This is a genomic window from Terriglobia bacterium (assembly GCA_020073185.1).
GTDB lineage: Bacteria > Acidobacteriota > Terriglobia > Terriglobales > Acidobacteriaceae > JAIQGF01.
Map to the genome: position 1 here is coordinate 1 of JAIQFT010000060.1, position 26,276 is coordinate 26,276.

Sequence of the window (26,276 nt, forward strand, 5' to 3'; positions counted from 1 at the left end):
TGCCGGGCGCTGTCGGCGAGCGCGCGCGAGATTGCGCGTGTCGGCGCGCCGCCGTAGACGCGATCCAACTCTTCGCGCCAGCGAGCCAGCAGCGAGGCCGCATCGCTCGCCGATTCATCATCGGCGATGTCGTCGATGAAACGGCAGAAGGCATACACGGCGTGGAGTGCGCGGCGACGCTCGGCGGGCAACAGCATGAAGGCGTAGTAGAAATTCGACGACGAGCGGCGGGTGATATCCGCACATCGTGCGTAGTCGGCCTCCAGACGGCCGTGCCCGTTTCCGTTTCCATTCCCTGCATATAACGTCCGGCTGTCGTAGTCATAATGCAGAGGCACTGCGGCAAGCACCGGGATCCTCAACTCGCTCATCACTTCCGAAGGAGTACGGAACGACTGGTCGGCATAATCAATCGCAAAGACAACGCCCAAGCTCACCGCTGCCGCCAGCAGGATTCCCACGAGGGCAAAGATGAGCGGAGACCGAGTTGGAATGCTCGGAAGTACAGGAGTTTCCACGATCGAAACGTTCAACATACGGTTCCGATCGAGAGCATCTTCGATGCGAGCTTCCTCTTTTTTCTTGGTGTAGGGGAGGTAATTGCCTTCGTCTTCCTTGGCGGTGCGAGCCAGGTCCGCCTGCTCGATGCCCTGTTGCTCGAGCTGCTTGGACTGGTCTTCGTAGTTATTGATGACCGAACTCAGGGCAGTCTCACGCGCCTCATAGCCAGCCAGATCCGCTTTTGCCTTCGCCAGTTCGCCGCTGATCCAGGTGTAAGTCTGGTTCTGGTCCGTGGTCTCTTCTTTCACTGGCGTCGCTTCTTCTTTCGCGAGGGCCGCACGCGTGTCGCTCAACTGCTTGTCAACTTCCAGGACCAATGGGTAGGTAGGTTGATACTTGGTCAGCAACTCCGTCCGCTTGTTCTCGAGCGTCAGCAGACTTGCCTTCAAGTTCTCGAGAACCTGTGCGTTGTCAGTCAGCTTCTTCTGTGTCGTTAAGCGCGCAGGAATCTGCTGTGCCTGCTTCTCGAGGTCCGCAATACGCTTCTGCGATTCGGCAATCGCTCGTAGTGTCCTAAAACTGCGGTGGAGTACGGATGGCTTTCACTTTTACCGCAGAGGCGTTGAGGATGTGTTCGCGGGACAGGCCGATCACGCGCAGAACATCTGCACCTCCTACGTCGAACGCCAAAACCTTACGCTGCGCATGGCGGTTGCCGCTTCACTCGGCTGGCGAATGCCTTCTCAAAAAAACTCGACAACCTGAAAGCAGCTTGTGCGCTACACTTCGCCTATTACAACTTCTGTCGGATACACAAGGAGCCTTCGGGACACGCCAGCGCTGGAAGCTGGAATTACGGATCACATTTGGACGATTGCCGAACTCGTAAGTGCGGGCTTAAGAAATGGAAAGTAACCGCGTGAGAAGATGGCTCCCGTCGTTTCTAGTAGTGTGGCTGTTCTTGTTTTTGCCACACAGACAACACATAAACGCTTGGGTTATTTTCGGGTCGCTTGTTTTGGCCATCGTCGAGTACTGGCTTATTCTTTCGTTGTTGCCGGACGATTCCGGACCGAAGCCGTAGCACAATGTCGATGACGGCATCAGCGCAGTTTTCATGCTAAACAAAATATGCTGCGAACCCTAACGACATCCCAAGTGTTGGAGCGGATCAAAGCCTTCGATATGCGTTATGTCAAGGACTGGAGCGCTTGGGTGCACGCGTCAGAGGGCTGCGATTTTCAAGCCGCCCCGATACCTGTGAAAGTTGCAGTCGAGTTCAAACGAATCATGGGCAAGTGGCAGGCTTGCCGACCGAAGTCTCTGCGCTGTGCTACTGAACTGCAACGCACACTGGATTCCGCCACTGAACCGCTTGGACTGATGGGATCAGCTAATCTCCGTTCCTTTCAGGCTCCCGGCGAATTGCTAACCGACACGATCTGCAGTCTGTGGCAAATTTTTGAAAGTGGTCTCTGCTTGAATGGCAAAGCAACCGAGGTCGGTGTTAGCAAAGCAATTCTCCTAGTCACAAAAGGGAGGATTGGCCCGGCCTTTGACAGCAACGTCAAGAAGAGACTGAAAGCTCTGTACGTAACAGACTGCAAGACGTACATAAAGGCGCTCGCAGCAATAGCCAGTGAATTGGTGGGCTTCGAGGCCCGCGAGTTGACAACCTTGGACGGCCTAGCTGAAAAGGCTGGAAGACCTGCCGACGTGGGCCGAGCCGTCGATATGGTGCTGGGGCCACGGCGGCGCGAACAGCGTGAAATCTAGACTCGCCAGTAAGCAATTGCCGTTCGCCCTCGTGCCCTGAGTCCGCCTGCCGCCCTCAAGTCGCAGACGTTGCACAAAGTTTGCCGTGCAGGGGATGAATTTCCCGTCTGAATAGGTTTCTCCGCCAATCGCTTGACCCCGCTCCCCTGCCCGATATACTTGCTGTTCCCCTTATAGCTCGTCGAATCCTGCACCGGAGCCGCGAATCCAATGAAGAGCATTGCTATCTTTCTGTTTCTGGTATTCATGACAACATTCCTGACCGACACACCCGCACTTTCCGCCGATAAAACCGAAGCGCCCAAGCCGCCCGTTGCCAAGGTGGTGGCCAAGGACGTCACGGTTCACGGCGATACCCGCATTGACAACTATTTCTGGCTGCGCGACAAGCAGAATCCCGAGGTAGCCGCTTACCTGAATGCCGAGAACGTCTACGCCGACGCGGTGATGAACGGCACCGGAGCGCTCCAGGAGTCGCTCTACAAAGAGCTGCTCGGACACATCAAGCAGACCGATGTTCAGGTTCCCTATCGCGAGGGCGGCTACTGGTATTACTCGCGCACCGAGGAAGGCAAGCAGTATCCGATTTATTGCCGCAAGGCCGGATCCTTGGACGCGCCGGAGCAGGTCACGGTAGACGTCAACGAACTAGCCAAGAGAGAGAAGTTCATGGCCGTGGGCGCTATGCAGGTCAGCGACGACGCCCACCTGCTGGCTTATTCCACCGACAACACCGGCTTTCGCCAGTACAAATTGCACGTCAAGGACTTGCGCACCGGCGCGCTGGTGGAAGACGTTGCCGAGAAGGTCGGCTCCGTCGCCTGGGCGGCCGACAACAAGACGCTGTTCTACACCGTGGAAGATTCCGCCAAGCGGCACTATCGCCTGTATCGTCACATGCTCGGCTCGGGCAAACCGGACGATCTGATTTACGAAGAGAAAGACGAGCGCTTCAACGTCGGCGTGCACCGCACGCGCAGCCGCAAGTACATCCTGCTGGAGATCGGCAGCCATACCACGTCGGAAATGCGCTTCCTGGCCGCGGATCAACCGACCGGCGAGTTCAAGCTTATCAATCCGCGCCGCCAGGAACACGAGTACTACGTCGACGACCACGGTGACCAGTTCCTGATCCGCACCAACGACAAGGGCCGCAACTTCCGCCTGGCGACGGCGCCCATCGGCGATCCCGGCGAGAAGAACTGGAAGGAGTTGGTGCCGCACCGGCCCGCAGTGATGTTGAGCAACATCGACGTATTCCAGGATTTCTATGTGCGGGTGGAGCGCGAAAACGCCTTGCCCCACCTGACCATCGTGGATTTCAAGACCGGCGCCACGCACCGCATCGAGTTTCCCGAGCCGGTGTACTCGGCCTTCCCCAACAATAACCGCGAATACGACACCAAGCTCTACCGCTACAGCTACCAATCCATGGTGACGCCGAGCTCGGTGTTCGACTACGACCTGGAGAAGCGCACCTCCAAGCTGCTCAAGCAGGTGGAAGTGCCCGGCTACGATCCGGCGAAGTACAAGTCGGAACGGCTGTGGGCCACCGCGAAAGACGGCACGCGTATTCCGATCTCGATCGTCTACCGCAAGGACTTCCGGAAAGACGGCACGCATCCGTTGTTCCTGACCGGCTATGGATCGTATGGCATTTCCATCCCGGTGACCTTCAGCTCCAACATGTTGCCCCTGTTGGATCGCGGCTTTGCTTACGCCGTGGCGCACATTCGCGGCGGCGGCGACATGGGCAAGCCCTGGCACGATGCCGGCAAGATGTTCAACAAGAAAAACACCTTCACCGACTTCATCGATTCGGCGGAATACCTGATCGCCGACAAGTACACTTCGAAGGAAAATCTGGTGGTGCAGGGCGGCAGCGCCGGCGGCTTGCTGATGGGCGCGGTCACCAACATGCGCCCCGACCTGTTCCGCATCGTGATCGCCAAGGTGCCGTTCGTCGACGTGGTCAACACCATGCTCGACGCTTCCCTGCCTCTTACGGTCGCTGAATATGAGGAGTGGGGAAATCCCAACAAGCCGGACGAGTACAAGTACATCCGCAGCTACTCGCCTTACGACAACCTGGAGAAGAAGGCCTACCCGACCATCCTGGTGAAGACCTCGTTCAATGACAGCCAGGTGATGTACCACGAGCCGGCGAAATACGTCGCCAGGTTGCGCACCCTCAAGACCGATAGCAATCCGCTGGTGCTGAAGACCAATATGGCCGCGGGCCACGGTGGATCTTCGGGGCGCTACGATTACTTGAAGGAAATTGCCTTTGACTACGCCTTCGTGCTCTCGCAGATGGGAATGGAAAAGCCGGCGGCCGCGCAGGCCGGAAAATAACTGGCGTGTGGCACACGCGCGCTCGCGTGTGCAGCGCAAAAATGCACCACGGATTGCCACGGATCTCCACGGATCGAATGCAAAGAATTTCCGATCTGTGTTCATCCGTGTAAATCTGCGGCTGATTTTTTCACTTCGCCACGTTCTCCAGCGCCGCCGCAGCCGCTTCGATCACCTTCGCCTCGTTCTGCAATACCTGGGACGCGCGCGCCATCTGCTCCTCCGCCTGCTTCCACTGCTTCTGCTCGATGGCTTCGCGCACGCCCGGAATCGTCTTCACGCCATATCCCGTGTAATAACCCGGCGCGTAGATCTGGTGTTGGAACCAGGGACGATTAGGCAACCCGTCGGGCAAGGTCATGGCGCGCTCGCTCTGCATGATCTTGGCGTTCACACTGGCGAAAGAGCTCTTCGCCAACGCCGCACCGTCATTCTGCTGCGCCTTCTGCAACGCGGCGTCATAGCGATCGGCGCTGCGCTGCAATGCGTCCAGCCCGTTTTGCAGCGGAGCAAAACTCAGAAAGGGCGGAACGGCTTCCTTCGACGGCGGGACGTAGGGCTTGCGTGGGTCCGAGGTCGCGGTGAACATTCCCTCGTCAATCTCGCGGTTGCGCTCCACGATCTTGTTGCGCTCGTCGCTAGCGAGCCTCTGTAGTTCGTCCACGTAGGTTTTGATTGCGGTCGCAAAGGCGCCGAAGTTGAACGGCAGCAGTTCGGCGTCGGCCAGCCGCATCATCGCCGTGCCGCCGGTCTGCGCCAGCGCGCGCGCGTACACGAAATCGCTGTCGGAGAAGTGCGTGTACCAGTAGAAATCGTCGTAAATGGAGTGGTAAATGCCGCCGTCGTCTTCGCCGTCGTAGCCGATGTTCAGCGACGCGATGCCGAGGTGGTCGAGAAACACGGTGTAGTCCGACCCCGAGCCCAGCGCGTCCAGGTGCAATACGCCTTTCGTGCGCAGTTCTTCCACCGACTGCTCCGAGGACCTGGGACGGCCACTGCGCCTCTGCGTCTGGCCCTGCTGTCGTTCCGTCGCGCGTTGGATGCGCCGCAACTGATCGCGCTTCCACGCCGAGATGTTTTTCTCCGGGTCGGTGATGTCGCGCGCCACGTCGTTGAGGAATTGTTCCAGCGTGTGCGAGCCGATCAGCATCAAGTATCCGCGGCTGTTGCCGTCGGAATTGATGTAGGCGACGGCGTGCCGTTGCAACTCCTGCGCGTGCGCCTCCGCCCACTCGGTGGAGCCGAGCAGGCCTTCCTCCTCGCCGTCCCACGCGGCATAAATAAGGGTTCGTTTCGGTTTCCAGCCTTGCTTCAGCAGTTCGCTGATGCCGCGCAGTTCCTCCATCTCGCCGACCAGACCGGAAATCGGGTCTTCCGCGCCGTTGACCCAGCCGTCGTGATGGTTGCCGCGCAGCACCCATTCATCCGGATACTTTGAGCCGGCAATGCGCACAATGATGTCGTTCACCGGCTTGCGGTCCCAGTTCGACTTCACCACCAGGTGCACTTTCGACGGGCCCGGGCCGACGTGATAGGTGAACGGTAGTGCGCCGCGCCAGTTCTCCGGCGCAACCGGCCCGCCAAGGTTCTCCAGCAGCGGGGTAGCGTCGGCGTAGGAGATCGGCAGGACCGGGATTTTGGTCAGCGTTTTAACCTCGTTCAGCGGCAGGCGCTTGGCGTCCGGGGTTGCGCCAATTCCGGGCGTCAGCGGATCGCCGGGATACACCGGCATGTCCATCACGCTGCCGCGCTGCACGCCGTCTTTGTTGCGGAAAGGTCCCTGGGGGAAAACATCGCCCTCGAAGTAGCCGTCATCGCGCGGATCGGAATAAATGATGCAGCCGATGGCGCCGTGCTCGGCCGCCACCTTCGGCTTGATACCGCGCCACGACTGTCCGTAGCGCGCGATCACGATCGCCCCTTTCACCGAAATTCCGAGCCTGTCCAGTTGCTCGTAATCCGCCGGCACGCCGTAATTGACGTACACCAGCGGCCCACTCACATCGCCGTCGGCGGAATACGCGTTGTAGGTGGGAAGCTGCTCGGCGTGCTGGTTCGAGGTCGGATCTGTCGCGACCGTCGGTTCCTGCAGTTTCGCCGTGAATTTTACCGGCTCCAGCAGTTCGACAACGCGCTGCTTCGGCGTGGGGAACAGGACTTCGAAGGTCTCGATATGCGCGTCCAGACCCCACGACTTGAACGTGCTCAGCAGCCACTGCGCGTTTTCCTGGTCGTAGGGCGATCCCACGTGGTGCGGCCGCGCGGAAAGCCGCTGCATGTAGTCGCGCGTGCGAGCAGGGTCCGGAATGGCGCGGAATTTCGTTTCCCACTCGCGCTCGGGACGGGCGTCGGCGGCGGAAAATCCGCGCATGTGCTGTTCCGGCCCCTGCGACTCGCTCGGCTCGGTGGTCGGCGCCGAGGATCTTAGAGTGGTCACCGGATCATTCCGCTGCGGCGCTTGTGAACTTGCCGAGATAACCAACAGCAACGTAAAGCAAACTGCCAGTGGTGCGAAGCGCCGCATGAATCCTCCGTGTGAACAACCTCGCGCCACGAGTTACCCCAAACGCGCGCGCGAATCGCGAATTATAAAGCATCCACCGCGGAGGCACGGAGGCGCGCAAAATTTCGTGGTTAGATAACCGGCTAATTTAGAAACCGAATCGCGAGCCCGGACTGAAGTGGTGGACTACAAATCGCCAATTCACGAAATTACTGAATTGCCGATTTCTCCATGTCTCCGTGTCTCTGTGGTTATCGGTTTCGGGAGATTAGATACGCGTTCGCTAGTCGCTCGTAAACTCCCAGCGCGTGGGGCTGGTGGCAAATTCCTTTTCCGTCCAGGCAAGCACCACGTGTGGCCTCAGCCTTACCAGGAACAGTTCGCCGGGCGCCTCGCTCAGGCGCATTTCGTATTTCTTCCGGTACAGGTCATCGAGAGGTCCCAGGATCGCGCGGTCGGTGACCTCTTCCGCCATGCCCTCGAGGATCACCACTTCTCTTGGGATCTCCAGGTGAATAGCCATGGCGGGAGTAAGTATCCTCCGGCAGAGCCGGAGGCTTTACGGGTCGCGGGCCCCTCAAAGGGGCCTGATCGCGACCCAAAGTCAAAACCGCTCGCTCCAGGCAGTACGGGTGAAAGCTGTGCGCTTGCAAAACCGCCACGCACACACACGCTGCTCAATCGCACGCGCAAACAATGCGACGGCATACTCCCGGAACTGTCAAACTTTGGGAGCCTCCCCGGCAGAGCCGGGGGAACTCCTAGTTGCATTAGCCATCATGTTGCGCGCCTTGCGTGACCCGCGGTCGGTGCTGAAATAGACGGCGCCGTTCCACCACACCGCCCACACCGGCATGGCGTGCGGCGAGCCATCAGGACGCGTGGTGCCTACCCAGTAATTGTGCGCATCGGCGATTTTCTGCTCGACTTGCTCCCATGACAGCATGCCTTGGCTGTCCGCTGGCATGCCGTAAGTCTTGGGCATCTGCGGCCGGCTGCGCTTCAGTTTTTTGAATGTATGCGAACTTTCTGTCGCCATGGGGCAGTAATATCCGCCAATCTGCCGCTCGGCGCAACTCGGAACTCGGAACTCAGAACTGCACTGTTATACTGGCGCGTTTATGCTGGCGGACATTCTGGAAAAAGGACGCGCGCTCACCGACGAAGCGCTGGAACGGCTGCTGCCCGCGGCGTCGCAGTACCCTGCGTCTATCCACAAGGCCATGCGGCACAGCGTCTTCGCCGGCGGCAAGCGGCTGCGTCCCATCCTGTGCTTCGAGGCGGCGCGCATGATCGCCGCCCTGCCGCCGCTCGGTGTGGAACAACTCGGCGCCGCGCTGGAGATGCTGCACACCTATTCGCTCATCCACGACGATCTCCCTGCGCTCGACAATGACGATCTCCGCCGCGGACGTCCCACCTGCCACAAAGTTTTCGGCGACGCCATCGCCATTCTCGCCGGCGACGGGCTGCAGACGTTCGCCTACGAAGTGCTGGCGCGCATTCCCTGCCCTGCCGAGGCGCGCGCCCTCGTCATTGAGGAGATTGCGCACGCCACCGGCACCGTTGATGGCATGATTGGCGGCCAGGTGATGGATCTCGAAGCCGAGCACAAGAAACCCGATGCGCAGACGCTTGAGTACATTCACAAGTCGAAAACCGCCGCGCTGATTACTGCGAGCGTCGTGACCGGCGGGTTGTACGCCGGCGCCAACCAGTCCGATGTCGCCCACCTGCGCTGTTTCGGCCAGAAAATCGGCCTCGCGTTCCAGATCGCCGACGACATCCTCGACGTGACCCAATCCTCCGAGCAGTTGGGTAAGACCGCCGGCAAGGACACCGCCGCCGAGAAAGCGACTTACCCCGCGCTGTACGGGATTCAGGAGTCGGAACGCAAAGCAGCGGAACTGGTCAACGCCGGGTGCGCGCAACTCGATCCCTTCGGAGAGCGCGCCACCACGCTGAAGGAACTGGCGCGCTTCCTGGTGGAAAGGAAGAAATAGCCACACAGGACACGGAGGTTTTCTAATTCGGTTCGTGGAATCGTGCAGCCGAAGTCAATGAAGCATCCGGAAAGCAGATGAACGAACCATCAAGATCCTCTGTGCCCTCTGTGGCTGACATCCTCGCCATCGCCGCCCACCGCGACGACGTCGAACAAACCTGCGGCGGCACGCTGCTGAAGATGGCGGCGCTCGGACGCCGCACCGCTATCCTCGACCTCACTCGCGGCGAGATGGGGACGCGCGGCACCGCCCAGGATCGCGAGCGCGAAGCCGCCGAGGCTGCCCGCATCTTGAAGGTTTCCTGGCGCGGCGCGCTCGACATTCCCGACGTCCGCGTCGAAAACACCTGGGAAAACCGCCTGAAGGTCGCCGCCATGATTCGCGCGCTGCGCCCGCGCGTCGTCATTCTTCCCTACTGGCAGGGCCGCCATCCCGACCATTACAACTGCTCGACGCTGGGCTACGAAGCGTGCTTTCTCGCCGGCCTGGCGAAGCTTGATTTGTCCGCCGTTCGCGCCGACTCGCTCAGCGTGACACTCTCTTCCACTCTCAACGCGGAACTCGCAACGCGCAACTCGCTCCCGCACCGCCCGTTCAAGATTGTTTACGCGACTCTCTATTACGATATCCGCCCCACCTTCGTCGTGGACATCAGCGAGCATTTCCAAGCGCGCTTCGAGGCGCTGATGGCCTACCAGTCGCAATACTCCGATCAGCCGGTAGGCGGCGGCCTATTTCCCAAGCATGCCGAAATCCGCACGCGTTTGGAAACCATGGCGCGCTTCTACGGCATGCTCGCCGGCGTCACCTACGGCGAGCCGTTTTTGCAAAAGGAAGTCGGACTGGTTGACGACCTCGCAGCCATACCCGTCGCCTCGCTGTGAACTGGTCGCCTGGCGCACTTCCAAGATTCACCGCGGATCCCGCGAATCAGCACGGTCAAGCAAGAGAAACGATTCCGATCCGTATTCATCCGCGGCGATCTGTGGTTCAGTCTTGCGTCCTTGAGCCTCTTGCCCGGTGTGTTATACCGTAACCAGTTTCCGGTGACCCCTTGATGGCAGACCGTCCCGAGCAAACCACCACCGCGCCCGCCAACAACGTGATCCAATCGCGCGTGGACGCCACTTCGGTGCGCTTCGAGAAAAACATGCGCGCCATGGCCGACCTGGTCGCCGCGGTCCGCAACGAGGAAGAAAAGATCCGCGCCGGCGGGGGCGCCAAAGCGATCGAGGCGCAGCACAAAAAGGGGCGCCTCACCGCGCGCGAGCGTCTCGCCCTGCTGATCGATACCGGCAGCGACTTCTTCGAGCTTGGCTCCTACGCTGCCTTCGGGATGTACGAGGAGTGGGGCGGGGCACCGGCGGCAGGCGTGATCGCCGGCCTCGGCCGCATTCACACCCGCCTGTTCATGCTCATCGTCAACGACGCCACGGTGAAAGCGGGTGCGTTTTTCCCTATGACCTCCAAGAAGGTCATCCGCGCGCAGAACATCGCCATCGAGAACCGCATCCCGACCATTTATCTGGTGGATTCGGCCGGCGTATTTCTTCCGCTGCAGGAGGATGTCTTCCCCGACACCGACGATTTCGGCCGCGTCTTCCGCAACAACGCCGTCATGACCGCCATGGGAATTGCTCAGATCGCCGCCATCATGGGCATGTGCGTTGCCGGCGGCGGATATCTGCCGGTGATGTGCGACAACGTCCTCATGACCGACGGCAGCGGCCTGTTCCTTGCCGGTCCCGCGCTCGTGCAGGCAGCGATTGGGCAGAAGGTGGATGCGGAAACTCTCGGCGGCGCCGCCATGCACTCCGCCATCAGCGGCACAATCGATTATCACGAGCCCAACGACGAAGCCTGCCTCGCGCGCATCCGCTCGCTGGTGGAGAAGATGGGCTACCGCCGCCTCTCGCCCTACGATCGCAGGAAGCCCGAGCCGCCGCTCTACCCCGGCGAAGAGATTTACGGGATCTACGAATCCGATCCCGCGCGGCCATACGACATGAAAGAGATCATCGCGCGCATCGTGGACGGCAGCCGCTTCGACGAGTACCGCGCCGAGTATGGCAAGACCGTGATCTGCGGCTACGCCCGCATCGGCGGCTTCGCCGTCGGCATCGTCGCCAACCAGAAACAGCACCAGCAGCAGACCGACGAGTCGGGGCACAAGCGCGTCGAGTTCGGCGGCGTCATCTACACCGAGTCGGCGGAAAAGGCCGCGCGCTTCATCATGGACTGCAACCAGAGCCTGGTGCCGCTCGTCTTCCTGCACGACGTTAACGGCTTCATGGTCGGACGCGACGCGGAGTGGAGCGGCATCATCAAGGCGGGCGCCAAGATGGTGAACGCCGTGTCCAATTCCGTCGTGCCGAAGATCACCGTGATCATCGGAGGCTCCTTCGGCGCGGGACATTACGCCATGTGCGGCAAGGCCTACGATCCGCGCTTCCTCTTCGCCTGGCCGACCGCACGCTACGCCGTCATGAGCGGCGATTCGGCGGCGGGCACGCTGGTGGAGATCAAGATCAAGCAACTGGAGCGCGGCGGCAAGAAGCTCAGCGACGAGGGAAAAAAAGAGCTGTTCGACTCGGTGAAGAAAACTTACGACGAACAAACGGACCCGCGCTACGGCGCCGCCCGACTGTGGATCGACAAGATTATTGATCCGCTGGAGACGCGGGACGCCATCACCCGCGCCCTGGAAGCCGCCGCGCTCAACCCCGACGTAGCGGAGTTCAAGGTGGGAGTGCTGCAAACCTGATCACGTAATCTGGTGATCGAAAACAATTGGCCACTGATCAACGCAGATGAACGCTGATGATAAGCAAAGAGGAGCAACAACCCAATACTGGGTTGTCGGTCTATGCGCTCCGGCATTGGCTAGCCTTTTTCTCATCCTCACCGCTTCGGTCTGGTGGCGCAAAGAGACACTGACCGCCCGCGCCCTCAGTCTCTCTTGGGCTGTGTTGTCTGCAATTTCCCTTATTGGCATTGTTGCAGCAGTTGTGACTGCCATTGTTCAAACACGAAAGAGGTGGTCCTTGCACACGGCATTGTTCATGTGGTCGCTGATAGTGGTGGCAATTGGGGCCATCGCCTACAACTTTCATGTGATAAGTGGCGAATAATGCAATCCGCGTTCATCCGCGGCAGATTGGAGAAACTCGGATTCGTCCGCGCGGCGGGAGCCTGGACCTGATCCCGCGTCCCCCGGGGACGCTTGATGGCAGCCCAGCGATTCATCGCTGGGTACGCAATCCCAAAACCCGGTCAGTCCGGCAGGACGGTTGAAAAACAATGCCGCATGCTCTCGTCAACAATCGCGTGCACGTGATCTTCAGCACCAAGGGACGGCAGAAGCTCATCCCGGAAGATCGCCGGCCCCGCTTATGGGCATTCATGGGCGGAATCGCCCGCAAAAATGGATTCACGGCGGTGGCCGTGGGAGGCACAGACGACCACGCCCACGCCTTATTGGCGATTCCGGCCACCATGCCTCTGGCCAAGGCTGTACAACTGATCAAGGGCGGCTCCTCCAAATGGTGCAACGAGAATCTTCCATGCCGCTTTGCCTGGCAGGAGGGCTACGCCGCGTTGAGCGTGAGCGCGTCCCACAAGGATGCTGTCATGCGTTACATTTACAACCAGAAGGAACACCATGCAAAACGCACTTTTGAGGAAGAACTGCTTCAGTTGCTAAAGAAGAGCGGACTCGATTTTGATCCCAATGACGTGTTCGGATGAGTTCTCAATCGTCCTGCCGGACTCGAACGTAACTGTTGCATCTCTTCCCAGCGATGAATCGCTGGGCTACCATCAATCGCCCTCCGGGCTTGGGGTGGTGAATCGCTGGGCTGCCTTCAATCGCCCTCCGGGCGTTCCTTTGCCTTCGGTTGCCCTCGGGGCGTTACCTTACCCGCGGAATCGACGGAGCGGCATTGTGATCCGCGTTCATCCGCGGCAAACTGGTCTTTCACCGACAACCGATAACCGATGACCGACAACCTCAAGCTTATCGAATGTCCCCGCGATGCCTGGCAAGGCCTCAAGGGGCAAGTCCCCACCGAGGTCAAAGCTGCCTACCTGCGCGCGCTGATCGGCGCCGGGTTCAAGCACATTGACGCCGTCTCGTTCGTCTCCCCCAAGGCCGTGCCACAGATGGCCGACTCGGAAGAGGTGCTCAAGCAGATTGATCCGCCCGATGACTTCGAGATCATTGGCATCGTGGTCAACGAAAAGGGCGCCGAACGCGCCGTTGCCACCGAAGCTGTGCAGACTCTCGGCTTTCCATATTCCGTCTCGCCCACGTTTCTTCAGAAGAACCAGAACCAGACGCTGGAAGACGCCTACGACACGCTGGAAAAAATCAAGGAAAAGGCCGACGCCGCCGGGCTCGACGTCGTTGTGTACATCTCGATGGCGTTCGGCAATCCGTACAACGATCCGTGGAGCGCCGAAGAGGTTCTCGTGGCCGTGGACCTGATCGAAAAGACGGGCACTCGTTCCATCTCACTGGCCGACACCGTGGGCCTCGCCACGCCCGAGCAGGTTCGCGCGCTCGTAGCCGCCGTGCTCGCCCGCTACGACTATCTCGACATCGGCGTTCACGTGCACAGCCGGCCCGCGGAAGCGCTGGACAAAATTCTCGCCGCCTACGACGCCGGCATCCGGCGCTTCGATTCCGCCATCGGCGGCCTCGGCGGCTGCCCCTTTGCCCAGGACGAACTCGTCGGCAATATTCCGACCGAAAATGTCCTGGAAGCGCTGGCGCAACGCGGCGCGGAAGTGCCCATCCGCAAGCCGTTCGACAATGTGCTTCGAATGAACGCCGACATCGCGGCGAAACACAAGGCCTGACCACGGATCGCCACGAATGTTTCACGGGTTGCATTGTTGGTTTGCTTTATCCGTGTGAATCCGTGAAAATCCGTGGTTCGCTTTTATGCCCTACCACACGCTCACACTTGCCCACGAAGACCGCGTTGCGACCATCACCTTCAACCGTCCCGAGAAGCGCAACGCCATCAGCTTCGAGTTGCTTGCGGAATTGATGTCGGCGCTGGACGAGGTTGAGCGCTCCCACGCCCAAGTGCTCATCATCACCGGCGCCGGCAAAGCGTTTTGCGCGGGGCTCGACTTGGAAGAACTGAAAGGCCTGCTCGGCAAGACGCACGAAGAGAACGTCGCGGACTCGGCGCGCATGGCGCAGATCTTCCGCCGCATCTACGAATTCCCGCTACCGGCCATTGCTGCCGTCAACGGCGCCGCCATCGCGGGCGGCACCGGCATCGCCACCATGTGCGACTTCACGCTCGCCGTGCCGGAAGCAAGGTTCGGTTACACGGAAGTGAAGATAGGCTTCGTGCCCGCGATCGTGTCGTCGATCCTCGTCTGGCAGGTGGGGCACAAGATCGCGCGCGACCTTCTGCTCACCGGACGTCTGTTCGACGCCGCCGAGGCACACCGCTACGGGCTGGTCAACGAGGTCGTCGCCCCCGAAAACCTCATGCCGCGCGCCCGCGAACTGGCGGCCCAGCTTTTGGAAAATTCCCCGTCGTCGGTGCGCCTGACCAAGAAGCTGATCAACGGCTTCCTGGCGCGATCGCTGGATGAGCAAATCGCCCAGGCAGTCGAAGACAATGCTCGCATCCGCACCACGGAAGACTTTCGCGAGGGGGTGACGAGCTTTCTCGAAAAGCGCAAACCAGAGTGGAAAAGCAGGTAGGGTAGTCGGCGCGGAATGACAATTTCCTAGGATGATTAACGAAACCAAACTCCGCGTCCGCTACGCCGAAACCGACCAGATGGGCGTGGTCTATCATTCGAATTTTTTCATCTGGTTCGAGGTCGGCCGCGTGGAACTGCTTCGCCAACTCGGCTTCACTTATAAAGAAATGGAGCGCCAGGACCAGTGCTTCATCGCCGTGGTGGACGCGCGCTGCCGCTTCAAAGCGCCGGCGCGGTACGATGATGAGATCACGGTCCGCACGTACCTGAAGAACGTGCGCGAATCGCTGATTCACTTCGCGTACGAAGCCGTCCGCGAAAGCGACGGCACGCTGCTGGCGGAGGGCGAGACGACGCACATCGTCACCGACGCGAACTTGAACAAGCGGCCGCTGCCGAAAAAGTACTGGGAAGCGTTCCGGCGGGCGGTGAAAACTGGCCGTTAGCCATTGGCCTGTGGCCGTTGGCGGACGCCGGCAATTGGAAACCTGAGCTGACTGCCAATGGCTAACGGATAAGGGCTACATGAAAGCGCTCCACATCAACGGCTCCGATCTCACCCTCGACGAACTGCGCGAAGCGGTCTACGAGCGCCGTCCCGTGCTGCTCGACCCGGACGCCAGACAACTCGTGCAGGCCGCGCGCAGCGTGGTGGAAGAGTTCGTCGAGAGCAACCGAGTCGCTTATGGGGTCACCACCGGCGTCGGCAAATTTTCTGACGTTCGCATCGCGCCCTCGCAGATCCGCGAACTGCAGGTCAACCTGCTGCGCTCGCACGCAGTCGGTGTCGGCGAGCTACTCAGCGAAGAGGAAGTGCGCGCCATGATGTTGCTGCGCGCCAACTCGCTCGCCAAGGGGCATTCCGGCGTGCGCACCGCGGTGATCGACACGCTCTGCGAGATGCTCAACCGCGGCGTACATCCCGTGGTTCCATCGCAGGGCAGCGTCGGCGCCAGTGGCGACCTGGCGCCGCTGGCTCATCTCGCGCTGGTGCTGATCGGCGAAGGTGAAGCCTGGTATTGCGGGCCGAACTCACGGCGGCCGCGCCGCGCCGGCGATCCGCACGCGCGGCGACACTCCGCGAAGGAAGCGCTGCGGCACGCCGACATCAAGCCACTGACTTTGGAAGCCAAGGAAGCCATCTCGCTCATCAACGGCACGCAGGCCATGGTCGCCCTGGGCGCGTTGGCGTTGCTGGCGGCGCAGACCATGGTGGATTCAGCCGATGTGATCGGCGCCCTGTCGGCCGATGCGCTGCGCGGCACCGACGTCGCCTTCGACGAGCGCATTCAGAGGGTGCGTCCCCATGCCGGCCAGACGCGCAGCGCCGCCAATCTGCGCCGCATGCTGGAAGGCAGCGCGATTCGCGAGTCGCACCGCGAGTGCGGGCGCGTGCAGGACGCCTACTCGCTGCGCTGCATGCCGCAGGTGCACGGTGCGGTGCGCGACGCGCTGGCATACTGCTTGCAGGTCATCGAGGTGGAGATGAACGCGGCGGTGGACAATCCGCTGGTGTTTGTCGCACCCAAGCAGGTTGGTGGGCCGCATTCTGCCGCGGCACACAGCGACATTCTCTCCGGCGGCAACTTCCACGGTGAACCGGTAGCATTCGCGCTCGATTTTCTTGGCATCGCGCTCAGCGCGCTGGCGGGAATCTCCGAGCGCCGCATCGAGCGCCTAGTCAATCCCTCGCTCAATGAGGGACTTCCCCCATTCCTCGCCAACGGTGCGGGACTGAATTCCGGATTCATGATGGCGCAGGTGACGGCCGCGGCGCTGGTCAGCGAGAACAAGATTCTGGCGCACCCTGCGTCGGTGGATTCGATCACCACGTCAGGCAATAAGGAAGATTACGTTTCCATGGGAATGACGGCGGCGATCAAGCTGAAGAAAATCGTTGGCAACGCTCTCAACGTCCTCGCGATCGAGGCGATCTCTGCGGCGCAGGCGCTGGAATTCTTGGCTCCGCTGAAACCAGGCCGGCGCGCCCAGCAGGCGATAGCCGCCCTCCGCGCCGTCTGTCCTCCTCTGGAGCACGACCGCAGCATGGCAGCGGATTTTGCTCGCGTCGCTGAAATGCTAAAGCGCGGCGACGTTGCGGCGGTACTGCGGTAATGCCTTAAACCGCGGATTACCACCGCAAAACACGGATCGGAAAAACAACGACAAAGCGAAAATGAAAATCACGCGGAGATCGCCGGCGATCTCCGCGTATCTTTTCTCCGTGAGAACTGATGACGATCCGAGGTTAATAACTCGCCAGCGCCGGCTCAGCCTTGCCTTTCCCCACGTGGTGCACGGTGGATGTTTCGACGTCGTAGATTTGCACCTTGGGAGCGGTGTGCGTCAGGTGCTCGATCATTTCGCTGATGTGCCGAAAGTGTTTCTTCTGAAAATCCTCGGCGTCGGCCTTGGTCTTCCAGAAACTCATGGCGAGCACCTCGTCCTTGTCGTGGTCGGCGATGAGAACGATTTCATCGATGAAGCCGGGATGCGCTTTCAGGATGTGAAGCACGTCTTCGTGCAGCTTACGGCAGAGTTCCTTTGCCCTACCGGGCCTGGTCTTGACGTTAACAGCGCGAGTAATCATGGTCGGCAGCTCCTTTGAGAAATCGCGGAAGGACCCCTAACGGAAAACATCACAGTATGGTCCACAATGGCCTTATCCGGGCAAAATACACGCGTCGCTCCGCTTCTTCAGGACCGAAATGGGAGGTCAACCGGGCCGCCCGGTGTAGTGCTCGTCGCGGTGGACGACTTGGTGGTCCTCCGCCGCTTCCAGATGCGTGATCACTTGCGCCGGAACACCGAGCACCTTGGGCAGGCTTTCTTCCACCTGCGTCGCAATCGTGTGCGCCTCCCCGACCGACACTTCGTACGGGAACAGCAGGTGGACCTCGATCATCAGCGTGTAGCCGGTGGTGCGAAAGCGCACGCCGTGGTACTCCACGCCGAGGCGGGCACAGACCTGATCGAGTTTTTCGCGCAGCTTGCAGCCGGTGTCGGGGTCGGAATAGTCCATCAGGCCGCGGGCGGAGCGCCAGACGAGGTGTCCGCCGGACCAGAGGATGTTGATCGCCACCGCGATGGCGAACAACGGGTCGAAAGGCCTCCAACCGGTCAGCAACACCAGGCCGAGGCCGCCGACTACGCCAAAACTGGTCCAACTGTCAGTCAGGACGTGCTTGCCATTGGCCTCCAGGATCAGGGAGTGGTTGCGGCGTCCGGTACGCACCAGATACCAGCCGAGGACGGCGTTGATCACCGATGCGGCGAGTACGAAGAGCGCGCCGGCGCCGAGATTCTGGAGTTGCAGGCCGTGCAGCCACTTGTGAATCGCCGTCCAGATGATGGCGATGGCGGCGATGACGATCATGGCGCCCTCGAAACCGGCGGAGAAGAACGTGATCCGCTCGTAACCGTAGAGAAAGCGATCGTCCGCGGGTTTCGTGCTTAGGTTCAGGCTGAAGGCGGCGAATGTTACCGCCACCACGTGAATGATGGATTCGGCGGCATCGGAGAGGATGGCAGCGGAACCGGTGAGCAGATAGGCGCCGACTTTTCCAGTCAGCATGACCACGCCGAAGATGAGCGACAAGCGCATGGCATAGCGCGTGTCGTGCAGGGACTGCGGATTGAGGGGCGCGGTCTGCATGGTGCGGATTCTAGGCCAGGGGTGAAAGCGGCGCACTAAAACGAAATTGGAAATCGTTTTCAGCTGCAATCTTCGACACGCGAGCTGGGTTTCTGTCTCTTGCGGAGTGCTGAACTGCCGACGTGAGGAGGGAGCCACGTTTTCTGTCTCAATTTGATTCGCCGATCTCCCCAACGTCTCACGTTGACCACTCGAATTTCCACGTAAGCCGCTATTTTCCAGCAACTTGCTTAAGCCAGCGTTTGGCCCCTGCAGTGCACTCCATTGGTTGGGCCTTTATGGGCAGCGGAGGAGGGTACCGATGAGCGAGATGTCGCAGGTAGAATCCGCCATGGCCTTCGCGCACAGCCTGAACATCCTGCTCAAGTACGCGCGCCTGTACGGTCTGGATCATCAACGTACGCGCGGGCAGATGGACATCGCCTGGAGCGAATTGCAGCGCGCCGCGGCGCCGGAAACCGGCCTGCTATTGGCCACCGCCGACGGCAAGTTGCTGCTTGATGGCATGCCGATGGGAGGACATGCGGAACGCATGTTCGCATCCCTGCTGACCACCAGCGGCATCGCCAGCCTGCATTTCTCCTACGGAATACAACCCATCGAATTTGAGCGATTTTGCGGTGCGTTCTGCAGCGGAAAACCCTCCCAACTGACGCAGCAGTTGAAGGCCGCGATCGGCGACTGTAACGCCATCAGAGTGAATGAAATCGTCTTTGTGGCGCAAGATTCCGCCACCGGCGTCGCGGAGCAGCTCACGGCGCGAACCTTGGCCGAGCGATCCGATCATCTGATGCCTTGGCTGCAAGACCCGGAAAAGCTTCTGCAATTGATTGCGGCCGCCGAAGGTTCCAACAGCGGGGGGGACGGGCAAGGAAGCGGAAGCGGTAACGGTAGCGGAAACGGTAGCGGCAGCGGATCCGGCTCCGGTTCAGGCGGCCCCGGCGGCGAGGTGTTTGAGGAGGAATCGGTCACCAAGACCTTGCGCCTGCTGGCGAGCGTGGCCGCGCTGAGAGGCAAGGCCGACGCGGAGTCGTCGGTGATGCGCGAATTGGCGCAGGAGAAGGACGCGTGCCGTGTACTGCGCAAAGTCATGCTGTCAATCCCGGTCGAGGGCGAGGATGAAGGCCTGGGGACAAACACGCTGAAGAGGCTGGCGGAACGGTTGGCGATCCGTTTCGCATTACAGCAGTTCGAGCGTGGCGACGTGAAAGTGAACGCGGTGCATGAATTGATGGAGCGCATGGGGCGCGAGATCGACTCGCTGCGCAGCGTTCTTTCCGCGCGCGAAGACAAGTTGACGCGGGCCGGCGTGGCGGTAGAGTCCTATGCCGACGTGCTGGACCGCAAATTCTGGGCGACTGTCCCGGAGCAGGGAAAGAAGAGCGTGCTGCTGTCGGCAGATGCGTGGTGCATTCCAGCGCGCAACGTTCGATCGTACATTGAAGAACTCCTGGGGCGCGGCGAGAACGCCATGGCCGACGCCATCTTGCGGAATTGGCTGCGGCAACTGGGCGGTTCCGACTTACAGGCGCGGCGCACGACCGCGGCCGCCGTCAGCGAATTGGCCGACCTGTACGCCAAGGTGTCGTCTGATCTGCTGTTGAGCGCGTTGCGCGCCGTAGGGATGCGGATCTGCAGTGAAGAATCGATGGAGCTGCAGACGCAGCTCGGCGCGGCCTATGTGCGCCTGACGCAGGAAGCGGCGCAGCATCGCGATTATCCGGCAGTGATGCAGTCGTTGCTCACCCTCGAGCGCCTGCAGGAGTATCGCCCACGAACCGCACAAGAAGTGCGGCCCCGGGTGACGGTCGAAAACCGCCTGCGCGGGTTTATCAGCGAAGCCGTGCGCGAGCCGGTGCTGCCGCAGGGACTGGTGCAGGTGCTGGCGCGCGTTCCGCTGCCCGCCGCGCAGGAGATTGCCGCGCAGTTCAGCGCCTGCGGCCTGCGCAGCCTGGCGGACCGCTATTTGGAGCTCGCGCAGGCGGTCGGGAAAAGCGTCGTCGAATGCCTGACCGGCACGCTGCGCACGGGGCGTGCCAGCGAAATCACGTCCAGCGCAGGCCTGCTGAGCCGCTTGCGGCCTGAAACGGTGGAGCAGGAACTGCCGCGGCGGATCCTGGAATTGTCGCGCCAGCAGCAGGACGCGGTGGTGCGCGTGCTGGCTGCGGCGGGCGCGCCCGAGCGCGGGCGTCTGCTGCTGGAAGTGCTGAAACATCTGGACCCTCTGCTGTTGCCCGCGGCGCTCGATGAGATCGGGTTTGCGGGCGATGCCTCGACAGCCGGCAGCCTGATGGAGTTAGCCGCCGGCGAAGGCTTGGCCAAGAACAATCCCTATGTTCGCGTGAAGGCGATGGAAGCGCTGGGCCGGCTGGGGGCAGTGGATGCGACCTCGTTGCTGGCGGAAGTGCTGGAGGGCCGGCGCGGGCTGTTCGGGTCGCGGCGGTCGCGCGAGCTGCAGGTCACGGCTGCCGGAGCGTTGCTCAACATGGATCCGGAACGAACGACTGCCCTGCTCACCCGCGGCGGTTTCACATCCCAGGAGCTCGCGGTCGGCGCGCTTCCGGTCACACCCAGTGATTGGGTCCGGCAGCGCCGTTATCCGCGCGTCCAACCGGCGCGACCGCTGAGCGCGCTGGCGATTACATCCAAGGGACGCTGCGCCGTAGATGTACAGCGCCTCAGCCTGGGCGGAGGTCTGATCGCCGTCGATCAACGCCTGCCGCGCAGCGGCGAAGCTACGTTGGAGTGGCAGTTAGGACTGTACCGGCTGCGCAGTCACGTGGTTTTGCGGCACCTCGGTGCGCGCGAAGTCGCATTCGAAGTGCTGGACATGGACCTGGATGGCCGGGGCCGCCTGCGGCGGATGGTCATGGATCACACGCCGGCGGAACTGAACTTGGCGGCCGCTCATTAGAGATCAGGCGAAAAGCATCCCTGCCTTGTAGTCCAGGAGGCCGGCGTCGATGGCCGGTTCACACCGCTGATTGGGAAGCATCCAGCCAAGAGAACCCAGGCAGCAGTGAGGAAATCGTCGCGCCCGCCGCTTACTGTTGCTGTGTGGCTGATAGACCTTCCAGACCTAGTTCAGGGGCGATCTTCTTCATGGCCTCGATGCAGAACGCAATGTGCTCGTCGAGGTCCACGCCGAGGGCCGCGGCGCCGTTAACGACGTCGTCGCGGCTGACGCTGCGGGCGAAGGCTTTGTCCTTCATGCGCTTCTTCACCGACTTGGCTTCCAGCGAGTGGATCGACTTGTCGGGGCGGACCAGGGCAGCCGCGGTAATGAAACCCGCCAGTTCGTCGCAAGAGAAAAGCGCCTTCTCCATGCGTGTTTCGCGCGCAACCCCAGTGTAGTCGGCGTGCGACATGACGGCCTTGGTGATCTCCTCCGGCCAGCCGCGCTGGATGAGGATCTCGTTGCCGCGGTAGGGATGATCTTCCAGGCTGGGCCAGCGATCGTAATCGAAATCGTGAATCAGGCCGACCAATCCCCACTTATCCTCGTCCTCGCCGAACTTGCGGGCGTATGCACGCATGCAAGCCTCGACGGCGAGGGCATGTTTGCGTAAATTTTCCGACTGGGTGAACTCAGTTAGTAAACACCACGCCGAATGACGGTCGCTCACGGCTTTCTCCCCCGATTCGCCAAAATTCTGCGGCTTTCATAGGCCTATTTTTGGATTTACCCCGGATATCTTTTGGATTTACCGGCAAAAACATGTTGACACGCCGGAGCAATTGCCCCACATTGTGCACCAAGCTTGTCTCTTGACAAAGTGCCAAGCCGGTTGGTGTCCGCTCTGGCATCTTCCACAACCTGATGGCCACGACTCTAGCACCCGTAGATTCACGGGAGGTGGTGAGATGCGACCGATGTCAGCTCGTCCAGTTTAGAACCCACAGCAACCTGTGCCGGCGCTGCAAGAGGGCACTCGACCCGGAAGAGCTCGAGCCCATCCTGGCGGCGCCGGAACCGCAACCGCATCCGCCGGCGATGCATCGCCAAGGCATCCAGGTAGCGTTCGCCATCCGCAGCCTGCGGCTGCGCACCGGCCTGAGCCAGCGCCAGCTCGCCCTGCGCATGAGCGTGCCGCGGACTTACGTGTCGAAGATTGAAAACGAGAAGGCAACCCCGACCTTGTCGTCGCTGGAGCGCCTGGCGCGGGCGCTGAACGTGACCGTGCCCGATCTGATCATGGGCAGCGGGCGCGAGGACGAAGTCAAGGAGTTGATGCAGGACGGATTCATCGCCGAGTTGGCGCCGTTCCTGTCCAAGCTTAACGGCATACAGTGGCAAAGCGTGCTGACGCAGATGCGGGACCTGGCAACCCACCCGCGTCGCACGGCGTAGCAAATTCTGCTCCAGAACTCCCGCCGGAGTCCCCGTGACTTCGGCGATTTTCTTGCTCGCGGTTGTGGGTTCCGGCTTACGCGTGATGTCGGCAGGCGGTACAATTGCCGATGACACTTCTTGTGTCAGGTCTTCTCATTCGAGGTCCACCTTGGAAGTAAGTGTGCCCTCCGGGCTTGACGGGGCGGAAACAGAGGTTTTTCGCCGGTTGGACCCGCGGCGGCTGCCGAAGCATATCGCCATCATCATGGACGGCAACGGACGCTGGGCGCGCCAGCGCCATCTGCCGCGGATTGCCGGACATCGCGCCGGCGTGGATTCGGTGCGCTCCACCGTCGAGACCGCGGCGCGCGTCGGCATCGAGTCACTGACCCTGTATGCCTTTTCCACGGAAAACTGGCAGCGGCGGCCACGCACCGAGGTCAGCTTCCTCATGCGCCTGCTGCGCCAGTACCTGAAGCAGGAGCTGCCCACGCTGCGGAAGAACAACGTCCGGCTGGACTACATCGGACGCCAGCACGAGTTGCCAGTGGAAGTGCAGGAGCGGATGGACTGGGCGCGCGAACTGACCTCGCGCAACACCGGCCTGCGCTTGACGCTGGCGCTGAACTACAGCGCCCGGCGGGAGCTGGTGGATGCGTTCCAGGCGATCGCGCGCGCGGCGGCGCAGAACGGCGGCTTGGCGCACCTGAACCTAAGCGAAGAACTGGTAGCGCAGCATCTCTACACGCGCGACCTGCCCGAGCTCGACCTGGTGATCCGGACCAGCGGCGAGATGCGGCTGAGCAACTTCCTGTTGTGGCAGGTGGCGTACGCGGAGATTTACGTGACCCATACGCTGTGGCCGGAATTTCGCGGCGTGCACCTGCTGGAAGCCATCGCGGAATACCAGAAACGCGAACGGCGTTACGGCGGGCTGGGCAACGGCGATCATCACGCCGCCGTTGCGGGTAACGGGAGCCATCCCGGTAAATGAAGCGCGTCGCCACCGCGGCCGTCCTGATTCCTATTGTTTTGCTTCTTGTGCTTCGCGCCCCGCTCCCGTTGCTGGCTGCGGTGGTGGCGGTGGTGGCGATGCTCGCGCTTCGCGAGTTCGTAGGGCTGGTACGCCACTACAATGTGGAGCCGTCTCGCGTGCCTCTGTACGTTCTGACGCTGGTGGGATTCGCGGCCCTGGCGGCCCAGACCGGCAGCAATTACCTGATTGCGACCTCGCAGATGCTGTTTGGAATCACCCTGGCGGTGGTGGCGGTAGCGTTCTTCTTTCTTGCGCTGGCAATGCGGCGCGATCCGCTGTCGACCGGATTTCCGGCTGCGGCTGCCTCGGCATTTGGATTCGTTTATGTCACCGTCCCCCTGGCCATGCTGGTGCAACTGCGGCAGCAGGGTTCGGGCGCGTTCCTGATTCTCTACGTCTTGATCGTGGTCTGGATCGGCGACACGGTAGCCTACTACACCGGGCGCGCGCTGGGACGGCACAAACTGGCGCCGCGGATCAGCCCGGGCAAGACGTGGGAAGGAACGCTGGGATCGTTGGTGGGCGCGATCGTGTGCGGGACACTTGTGTTTGCCTACTCGCGCCAGATCAGCAGCGGGTTGATTTCCGTTGGGCTGCTCACGCCCGGGCAGGCGTACCTGCCACCGCAAATACCGCCGTTATGGCAGTTCGGTGCGCTGTCGGCGGGGATCAATGTGGCGGCGCAGATCGGAGACTTGGCGGAGTCGCTGATCAAGCGCGGCGCCGGGGTGAAAGATTCAGGCAGCATTTTGCCGGGTCACGGCGGCATCCTTGACCGCATCGATGCGCTGCTCTTTGCCGCCCCGGTGATTTGGTACTATGCCGCTTTCAGGGTCTTGAGTTAATCCCGAATGAATTCGGCGGTCGTTCCGGTTGCCGGAAGCGTCTAATACAATGCACGCTAAACTGGGTTAGTGTTCAGGGAGGCATTTGTGAATATAGATGAGCGCTTAGAGCGGCTAGCCGAACGGCATGAGGCCCTAACCCAGAGCTTGGAGTTGCTGACCTCCGACTTGCACAGTCTGGAAAAGTATGTGGGTGAAATAGCCGAGGGCACCGCCCGTTTGCTGCACATCGCTCAGATTCACGAGCACCGCATTCCGCGCTTGGAAGACAAAAGCCAGTAATCAAGTGATTCGGCCTCCCGATCGCCATCTACCGGCCACGACCACCACCCGTTCATGAAAAAAATCGCCATTCTCGGGTCCACGGGTTCGATTGGGCGGAGCACGCTGAGCATTGTCAGCGCCTATCCTGATCGCTTTTCTGTCGTCGCCCTCGCCGCCGGTAACGATTTTGAGGGCCTCTTTCGCCAGGCGCTTCGCTACAAGCCGCGCCTGGTCTCGGTAGCGAGCGCAGAGGACGCCCAGCAGGTGCGCGAAGGGCTGGGGATGTCGGGGCTCACCGACATCGAGGTGGTGCACGGCCCCGCTGGTAACGTCGCTGTCGCGACGCATTCGGAAGCCGACTTTGTGGTGAGCGCGATTGTTGGCGTCGCGGGCCTGGAAGCGACCTACGCGGCGGTGAAGGCGGGCAAGTGCGTCGGCTTGGCAAACAAGGAATCGCTGGTCGTGGCGGGCGAGTTGATCACCGCCGAGGCGAAGCGCCAGGGCAAGCCGCTGCTGCCGATTGATAGTGAACACAACGCGGTGCACCAGTGCATGCGTGGCGGCCGCTTGCAGGAGGCCGAGCGCATCTGGCTGACGGCTTCGGGCGGGCCGTTTCTGAACACGCCGCCGTCGGAGTTCGACGGCATCACCCCCGAGCAGGCTCTGAACCACCCCACGTGGAAGATGGGGCCTCGCATCACCATCGATTCCGCCACGCTGATGAACAAAGGATTCGAGGTGATCGAGGCCTGCCGCCTGTTCGACCTGCCGCCAAGCCGGATTGGCGTGATCGTGCATCCGCAGTCCACAATCCACTCGATGGTTGAGTTCATTGATGGCAGCCTGCTGGCGCAACTGTCGGTCACCGATATGCGCCTGCCGATTTTGTACGCCCTCACCTATCCCGATCGAATTGGTTCCGATTTGCGCTTTCCTGTTCAAGAACTCCGCAGCCTGAATTTCAGCCCCCCGGATATGGAGAAGTTCCCTTGCCTGCGTCTGGCCTACGAAGCCGCCGAAGCCGGCGGGACCAAGACCATCGCCCTCAACGCCGCCGACGAGGCCGCAGTAGCCGCTTTTCTGCAGCGAACAATCCGCTTTTCCGACATTCCCCGCATCATTCGCAGCACAGTTCATGAAACCGTCGCTGCCCATCCCGAATCTATTACTAAAGTACTCAAGGCGGATGCGGAGGCGCGTCGCTCGGCTTGGGATAAAATTGAAGCACTGAGCCGCAGCCAGAGTTCCAATTCTGCCCGGGTCAGTTGAAAA

At 61.1% G+C, this 26,276-nt stretch carries 24 protein-coding genes; 17 read left to right on the forward strand and 7 right to left on the reverse strand.

The genetic code is table 11. The features are described from left to right. Window positions 1-371: squalene/phytoene synthase family protein (locus LAN64_17260; protein MBZ5569578.1), on the reverse strand; the 371-nt coding region annotated here is incomplete at its 3' end. Between the two features lie 1,315 nt (window positions 372-1,686). Here LAN64_17260 and LAN64_17265 point away from each other — a divergent pair. Together LAN64_17265 and LAN64_17270 are read left to right on the forward strand one after the other, a co-directional pair. Next, on the forward strand, window positions 1,687-2,277 hold the full coding sequence (locus tag LAN64_17265; GenBank protein ID MBZ5569579.1) for a hypothetical protein: 591 nt from the start codon (window positions 1,687-1,689) through the stop codon (window positions 2,275-2,277). A 246-nt stretch (window positions 2,278-2,523) separates the two neighbouring features. Further along, complete coding sequence (locus LAN64_17270) at window positions 2,524-4,632, forward strand: S9 family peptidase (GenBank protein MBZ5569580.1); 2,109 nt, start codon at window positions 2,524-2,526, stop codon at window positions 4,630-4,632. 130 nt (window positions 4,633-4,762) lie between these two features. Here LAN64_17270 and LAN64_17275 read toward each other — a convergent pair whose 3' ends face one another. The 3 genes from LAN64_17275 to LAN64_17285 form a co-directional block, all read right to left on the reverse strand. Continuing rightward, window positions 4,763-7,003 carry a M28 family peptidase gene (locus tag LAN64_17275; GenBank protein MBZ5569581.1) on the reverse strand — a complete coding sequence of 747 codons (2,241 nt, stop codon included), beginning with the start codon at window positions 7,001-7,003 and terminating at the stop codon, window positions 4,763-4,765. A gap of 415 nt (window positions 7,004-7,418) precedes the next feature. Further along, window positions 7,419-7,658 carry a hypothetical protein gene (locus LAN64_17280; protein ID MBZ5569582.1) on the reverse strand — a complete coding sequence of 80 codons (240 nt, stop codon included), beginning with the start codon at window positions 7,656-7,658 and terminating at the stop codon, window positions 7,419-7,421. 198 nt (window positions 7,659-7,856) lie between these two features. Continuing rightward, a complete protein-coding gene (locus LAN64_17285; protein ID MBZ5569583.1) occupies window positions 7,857-8,174 on the reverse strand; it encodes a pyridoxamine 5'-phosphate oxidase family protein in 318 nt (105 codons plus the stop codon). An 82-nt stretch (window positions 8,175-8,256) separates the two neighbouring features. Between LAN64_17285 and LAN64_17290 the strand changes: the two genes are divergently transcribed. From LAN64_17290 to hutH, 9 genes are all read left to right on the forward strand, one after another. Continuing rightward, window positions 8,257-9,138, forward strand: coding sequence for a polyprenyl synthetase family protein (locus LAN64_17290; GenBank protein ID MBZ5569584.1), 882 nt, complete (start codon window positions 8,257-8,259; stop codon window positions 9,136-9,138). Between the two features lie 77 nt (window positions 9,139-9,215). Further along, on the forward strand, window positions 9,216-10,025 hold the full coding sequence (gene bshB1 / locus LAN64_17295) for a bacillithiol biosynthesis deacetylase BshB1 (protein ID MBZ5569585.1): 810 nt from the start codon (window positions 9,216-9,218) through the stop codon (window positions 10,023-10,025). A gap of 173 nt (window positions 10,026-10,198) precedes the next feature. Continuing rightward, complete coding sequence (locus tag LAN64_17300) at window positions 10,199-11,905, forward strand: acyl-CoA carboxylase subunit beta (GenBank protein MBZ5569586.1); 1,707 nt, start codon at window positions 10,199-10,201, stop codon at window positions 11,903-11,905. A gap of 46 nt (window positions 11,906-11,951) precedes the next feature. Next, window positions 11,952-12,272 (forward strand): hypothetical protein, encoded by a 321-nt coding sequence (locus tag LAN64_17305; protein MBZ5569587.1) that lies wholly within the window; start codon window positions 11,952-11,954, stop codon window positions 12,270-12,272. A gap of 169 nt (window positions 12,273-12,441) precedes the next feature. Further along, window positions 12,442-12,888 (forward strand): IS200/IS605 family transposase, encoded by a 447-nt coding sequence (gene tnpA, locus LAN64_17310; protein MBZ5569588.1) that lies wholly within the window; start codon window positions 12,442-12,444, stop codon window positions 12,886-12,888. Between the two features lie 249 nt (window positions 12,889-13,137). Next, window positions 13,138-14,001, forward strand: a complete 864-nt coding sequence (locus LAN64_17315) for a hydroxymethylglutaryl-CoA lyase (GenBank protein MBZ5569589.1) — start codon at window positions 13,138-13,140, stop codon at window positions 13,999-14,001. Window positions 14,002-14,086: 85 nt separating this feature from the next. Next, window positions 14,087-14,869, forward strand: coding sequence for an enoyl-CoA hydratase/isomerase family protein (locus LAN64_17320; GenBank protein MBZ5569590.1), 783 nt, complete (start codon window positions 14,087-14,089; stop codon window positions 14,867-14,869). A gap of 31 nt (window positions 14,870-14,900) precedes the next feature. Then, complete coding sequence (locus LAN64_17325; GenBank protein MBZ5569591.1) at window positions 14,901-15,317, forward strand: acyl-CoA thioesterase; 417 nt, start codon at window positions 14,901-14,903, stop codon at window positions 15,315-15,317. 79 nt (window positions 15,318-15,396) lie between these two features. Further along, a complete protein-coding gene (gene hutH / locus LAN64_17330; GenBank protein MBZ5569592.1) occupies window positions 15,397-16,986 on the forward strand; it encodes a histidine ammonia-lyase in 1,590 nt (529 codons plus the stop codon). Window positions 16,987-17,119: 133 nt separating this feature from the next. Here the strand turns inward: hutH and LAN64_17335 are convergent, their stop codons facing one another. Further along, window positions 17,120-17,461, reverse strand: a complete 342-nt coding sequence (locus tag LAN64_17335; protein MBZ5569593.1) for an antibiotic biosynthesis monooxygenase — start codon at window positions 17,459-17,461, stop codon at window positions 17,120-17,122. Window positions 17,462-17,587: 126 nt separating this feature from the next. After that, the gene (locus LAN64_17340; protein ID MBZ5569594.1) at window positions 17,588-18,526 is read right to left on the reverse strand and encodes a cation diffusion facilitator family transporter; all 939 of its coding nucleotides are present in this window, start codon (window positions 18,524-18,526) and stop codon (window positions 17,588-17,590) included. Between the two features lie 301 nt (window positions 18,527-18,827). Here LAN64_17340 and LAN64_17345 point away from each other — a divergent pair, with 301 nt between their 5' ends. Further along, window positions 18,828-21,440: a hypothetical protein gene (locus tag LAN64_17345; protein MBZ5569595.1), complete on the forward strand. Its 2,613-nt coding sequence runs from the start codon at window positions 18,828-18,830 to the stop codon at window positions 21,438-21,440. Between the two features lie 130 nt (window positions 21,441-21,570). Here the strand turns inward: LAN64_17345 and LAN64_17350 are convergent, their stop codons facing one another. Continuing rightward, window positions 21,571-22,152 carry an HDIG domain-containing protein gene (locus LAN64_17350; GenBank protein MBZ5569596.1) on the reverse strand — a complete coding sequence of 194 codons (582 nt, stop codon included), beginning with the start codon at window positions 22,150-22,152 and terminating at the stop codon, window positions 21,571-21,573. Between the two features lie 194 nt (window positions 22,153-22,346). On the opposite strand from LAN64_17350, the gene LAN64_17355 reads away from it, so the two are divergent. The 5 genes from LAN64_17355 (at window position 22,347) to LAN64_17375 (ending at window position 26,273) form a co-directional block, all read left to right on the forward strand. Next, window positions 22,347-22,877: a helix-turn-helix domain-containing protein gene (locus LAN64_17355; GenBank protein ID MBZ5569597.1), complete on the forward strand. Its 531-nt coding sequence runs from the start codon at window positions 22,347-22,349 to the stop codon at window positions 22,875-22,877. An 85-nt stretch (window positions 22,878-22,962) separates the two neighbouring features. Further along, complete coding sequence (locus tag LAN64_17360) at window positions 22,963-23,853, forward strand: isoprenyl transferase (GenBank protein MBZ5569598.1); 891 nt, start codon at window positions 22,963-22,965, stop codon at window positions 23,851-23,853. Next, window positions 23,850-24,740, forward strand: coding sequence for a phosphatidate cytidylyltransferase (locus LAN64_17365; protein ID MBZ5569599.1), 891 nt, complete (start codon window positions 23,850-23,852; stop codon window positions 24,738-24,740). The genes LAN64_17360 and LAN64_17365 overlap by 4 nt, the downstream gene beginning before the upstream one ends. 87 nt (window positions 24,741-24,827) lie before the next feature. Beyond that, window positions 24,828-25,022 (forward strand): hypothetical protein, encoded by a 195-nt coding sequence (locus tag LAN64_17370; protein ID MBZ5569600.1) that lies wholly within the window; start codon window positions 24,828-24,830, stop codon window positions 25,020-25,022. A gap of 54 nt (window positions 25,023-25,076) precedes the next feature. Continuing rightward, entirely contained in the window at window positions 25,077-26,273 is a 1,197-nt protein-coding gene (locus tag LAN64_17375) for a 1-deoxy-D-xylulose-5-phosphate reductoisomerase (protein MBZ5569601.1), read from the forward strand. The last annotated feature ends 3 nt before the right edge of the window (window positions 26,274-26,276 follow it).

Excerpts from the sequence above, each read along its gene's own strand:
- LAN64_17265 (MBZ5569579.1), top strand. The coding sequence starts at position 1,687 with ATGCGTTATGTCAAGGACTGGAGCGCTTGGGTGCACGCGTCAGAGGGC.
- LAN64_17270 (MBZ5569580.1), top strand. The coding sequence starts at position 2,524 with ATGACAACATTCCTGACCGACACACCCGCACTTTCCGCCGATAAAACC.
- LAN64_17275 (MBZ5569581.1), bottom strand. The coding sequence starts at position 7,003 with ATGCGCGGATTTTCCGCCGCCGACGCCCGTCCCGAGCGCGAGTGGGAA.
- LAN64_17280 (MBZ5569582.1), bottom strand. The coding sequence starts at position 7,658 with ATGGCTATTCACCTGGAGATCCCAAGAGAAGTGGTGATCCTCGAGGGC.
- LAN64_17285 (MBZ5569583.1), bottom strand. The coding sequence starts at position 8,174 with ATGGCGACAGAAAGTTCGCATACATTCAAAAAACTGAAGCGCAGCCGG.
- LAN64_17290 (MBZ5569584.1), top strand. The coding sequence starts at position 8,257 with ATGCTGGCGGACATTCTGGAAAAAGGACGCGCGCTCACCGACGAAGCG.
- bshB1 (MBZ5569585.1), top strand. The coding sequence starts at position 9,216 with ATGAACGAACCATCAAGATCCTCTGTGCCCTCTGTGGCTGACATCCTC.
- LAN64_17300 (MBZ5569586.1), top strand. The coding sequence starts at position 10,199 with ATGGCAGACCGTCCCGAGCAAACCACCACCGCGCCCGCCAACAACGTG.
- LAN64_17305 (MBZ5569587.1), top strand. The coding sequence starts at position 11,952 with ATGAACGCTGATGATAAGCAAAGAGGAGCAACAACCCAATACTGGGTT.
- tnpA (MBZ5569588.1), top strand. The coding sequence starts at position 12,442 with ATGCCGCATGCTCTCGTCAACAATCGCGTGCACGTGATCTTCAGCACC.
- LAN64_17315 (MBZ5569589.1), top strand. The coding sequence starts at position 13,138 with ATGACCGACAACCTCAAGCTTATCGAATGTCCCCGCGATGCCTGGCAA.
- LAN64_17320 (MBZ5569590.1), top strand. The coding sequence starts at position 14,087 with ATGCCCTACCACACGCTCACACTTGCCCACGAAGACCGCGTTGCGACC.
- LAN64_17325 (MBZ5569591.1), top strand. The coding sequence starts at position 14,901 with ATGATTAACGAAACCAAACTCCGCGTCCGCTACGCCGAAACCGACCAG.
- hutH (MBZ5569592.1), top strand. The coding sequence starts at position 15,397 with ATGAAAGCGCTCCACATCAACGGCTCCGATCTCACCCTCGACGAACTG.
- LAN64_17335 (MBZ5569593.1), bottom strand. The coding sequence starts at position 17,461 with ATGATTACTCGCGCTGTTAACGTCAAGACCAGGCCCGGTAGGGCAAAG.
- LAN64_17340 (MBZ5569594.1), bottom strand. The coding sequence starts at position 18,526 with ATGCAGACCGCGCCCCTCAATCCGCAGTCCCTGCACGACACGCGCTAT.
- LAN64_17345 (MBZ5569595.1), top strand. The coding sequence starts at position 18,828 with ATGAGCGAGATGTCGCAGGTAGAATCCGCCATGGCCTTCGCGCACAGC.
- LAN64_17355 (MBZ5569597.1), top strand. The coding sequence starts at position 22,347 with ATGGCCACGACTCTAGCACCCGTAGATTCACGGGAGGTGGTGAGATGC.
- LAN64_17360 (MBZ5569598.1), top strand. The coding sequence starts at position 22,963 with ATGTCGGCAGGCGGTACAATTGCCGATGACACTTCTTGTGTCAGGTCT.
- LAN64_17365 (MBZ5569599.1), top strand. The coding sequence starts at position 23,850 with ATGAAGCGCGTCGCCACCGCGGCCGTCCTGATTCCTATTGTTTTGCTT.
- LAN64_17375 (MBZ5569601.1), top strand. The coding sequence starts at position 25,077 with ATGAAAAAAATCGCCATTCTCGGGTCCACGGGTTCGATTGGGCGGAGC.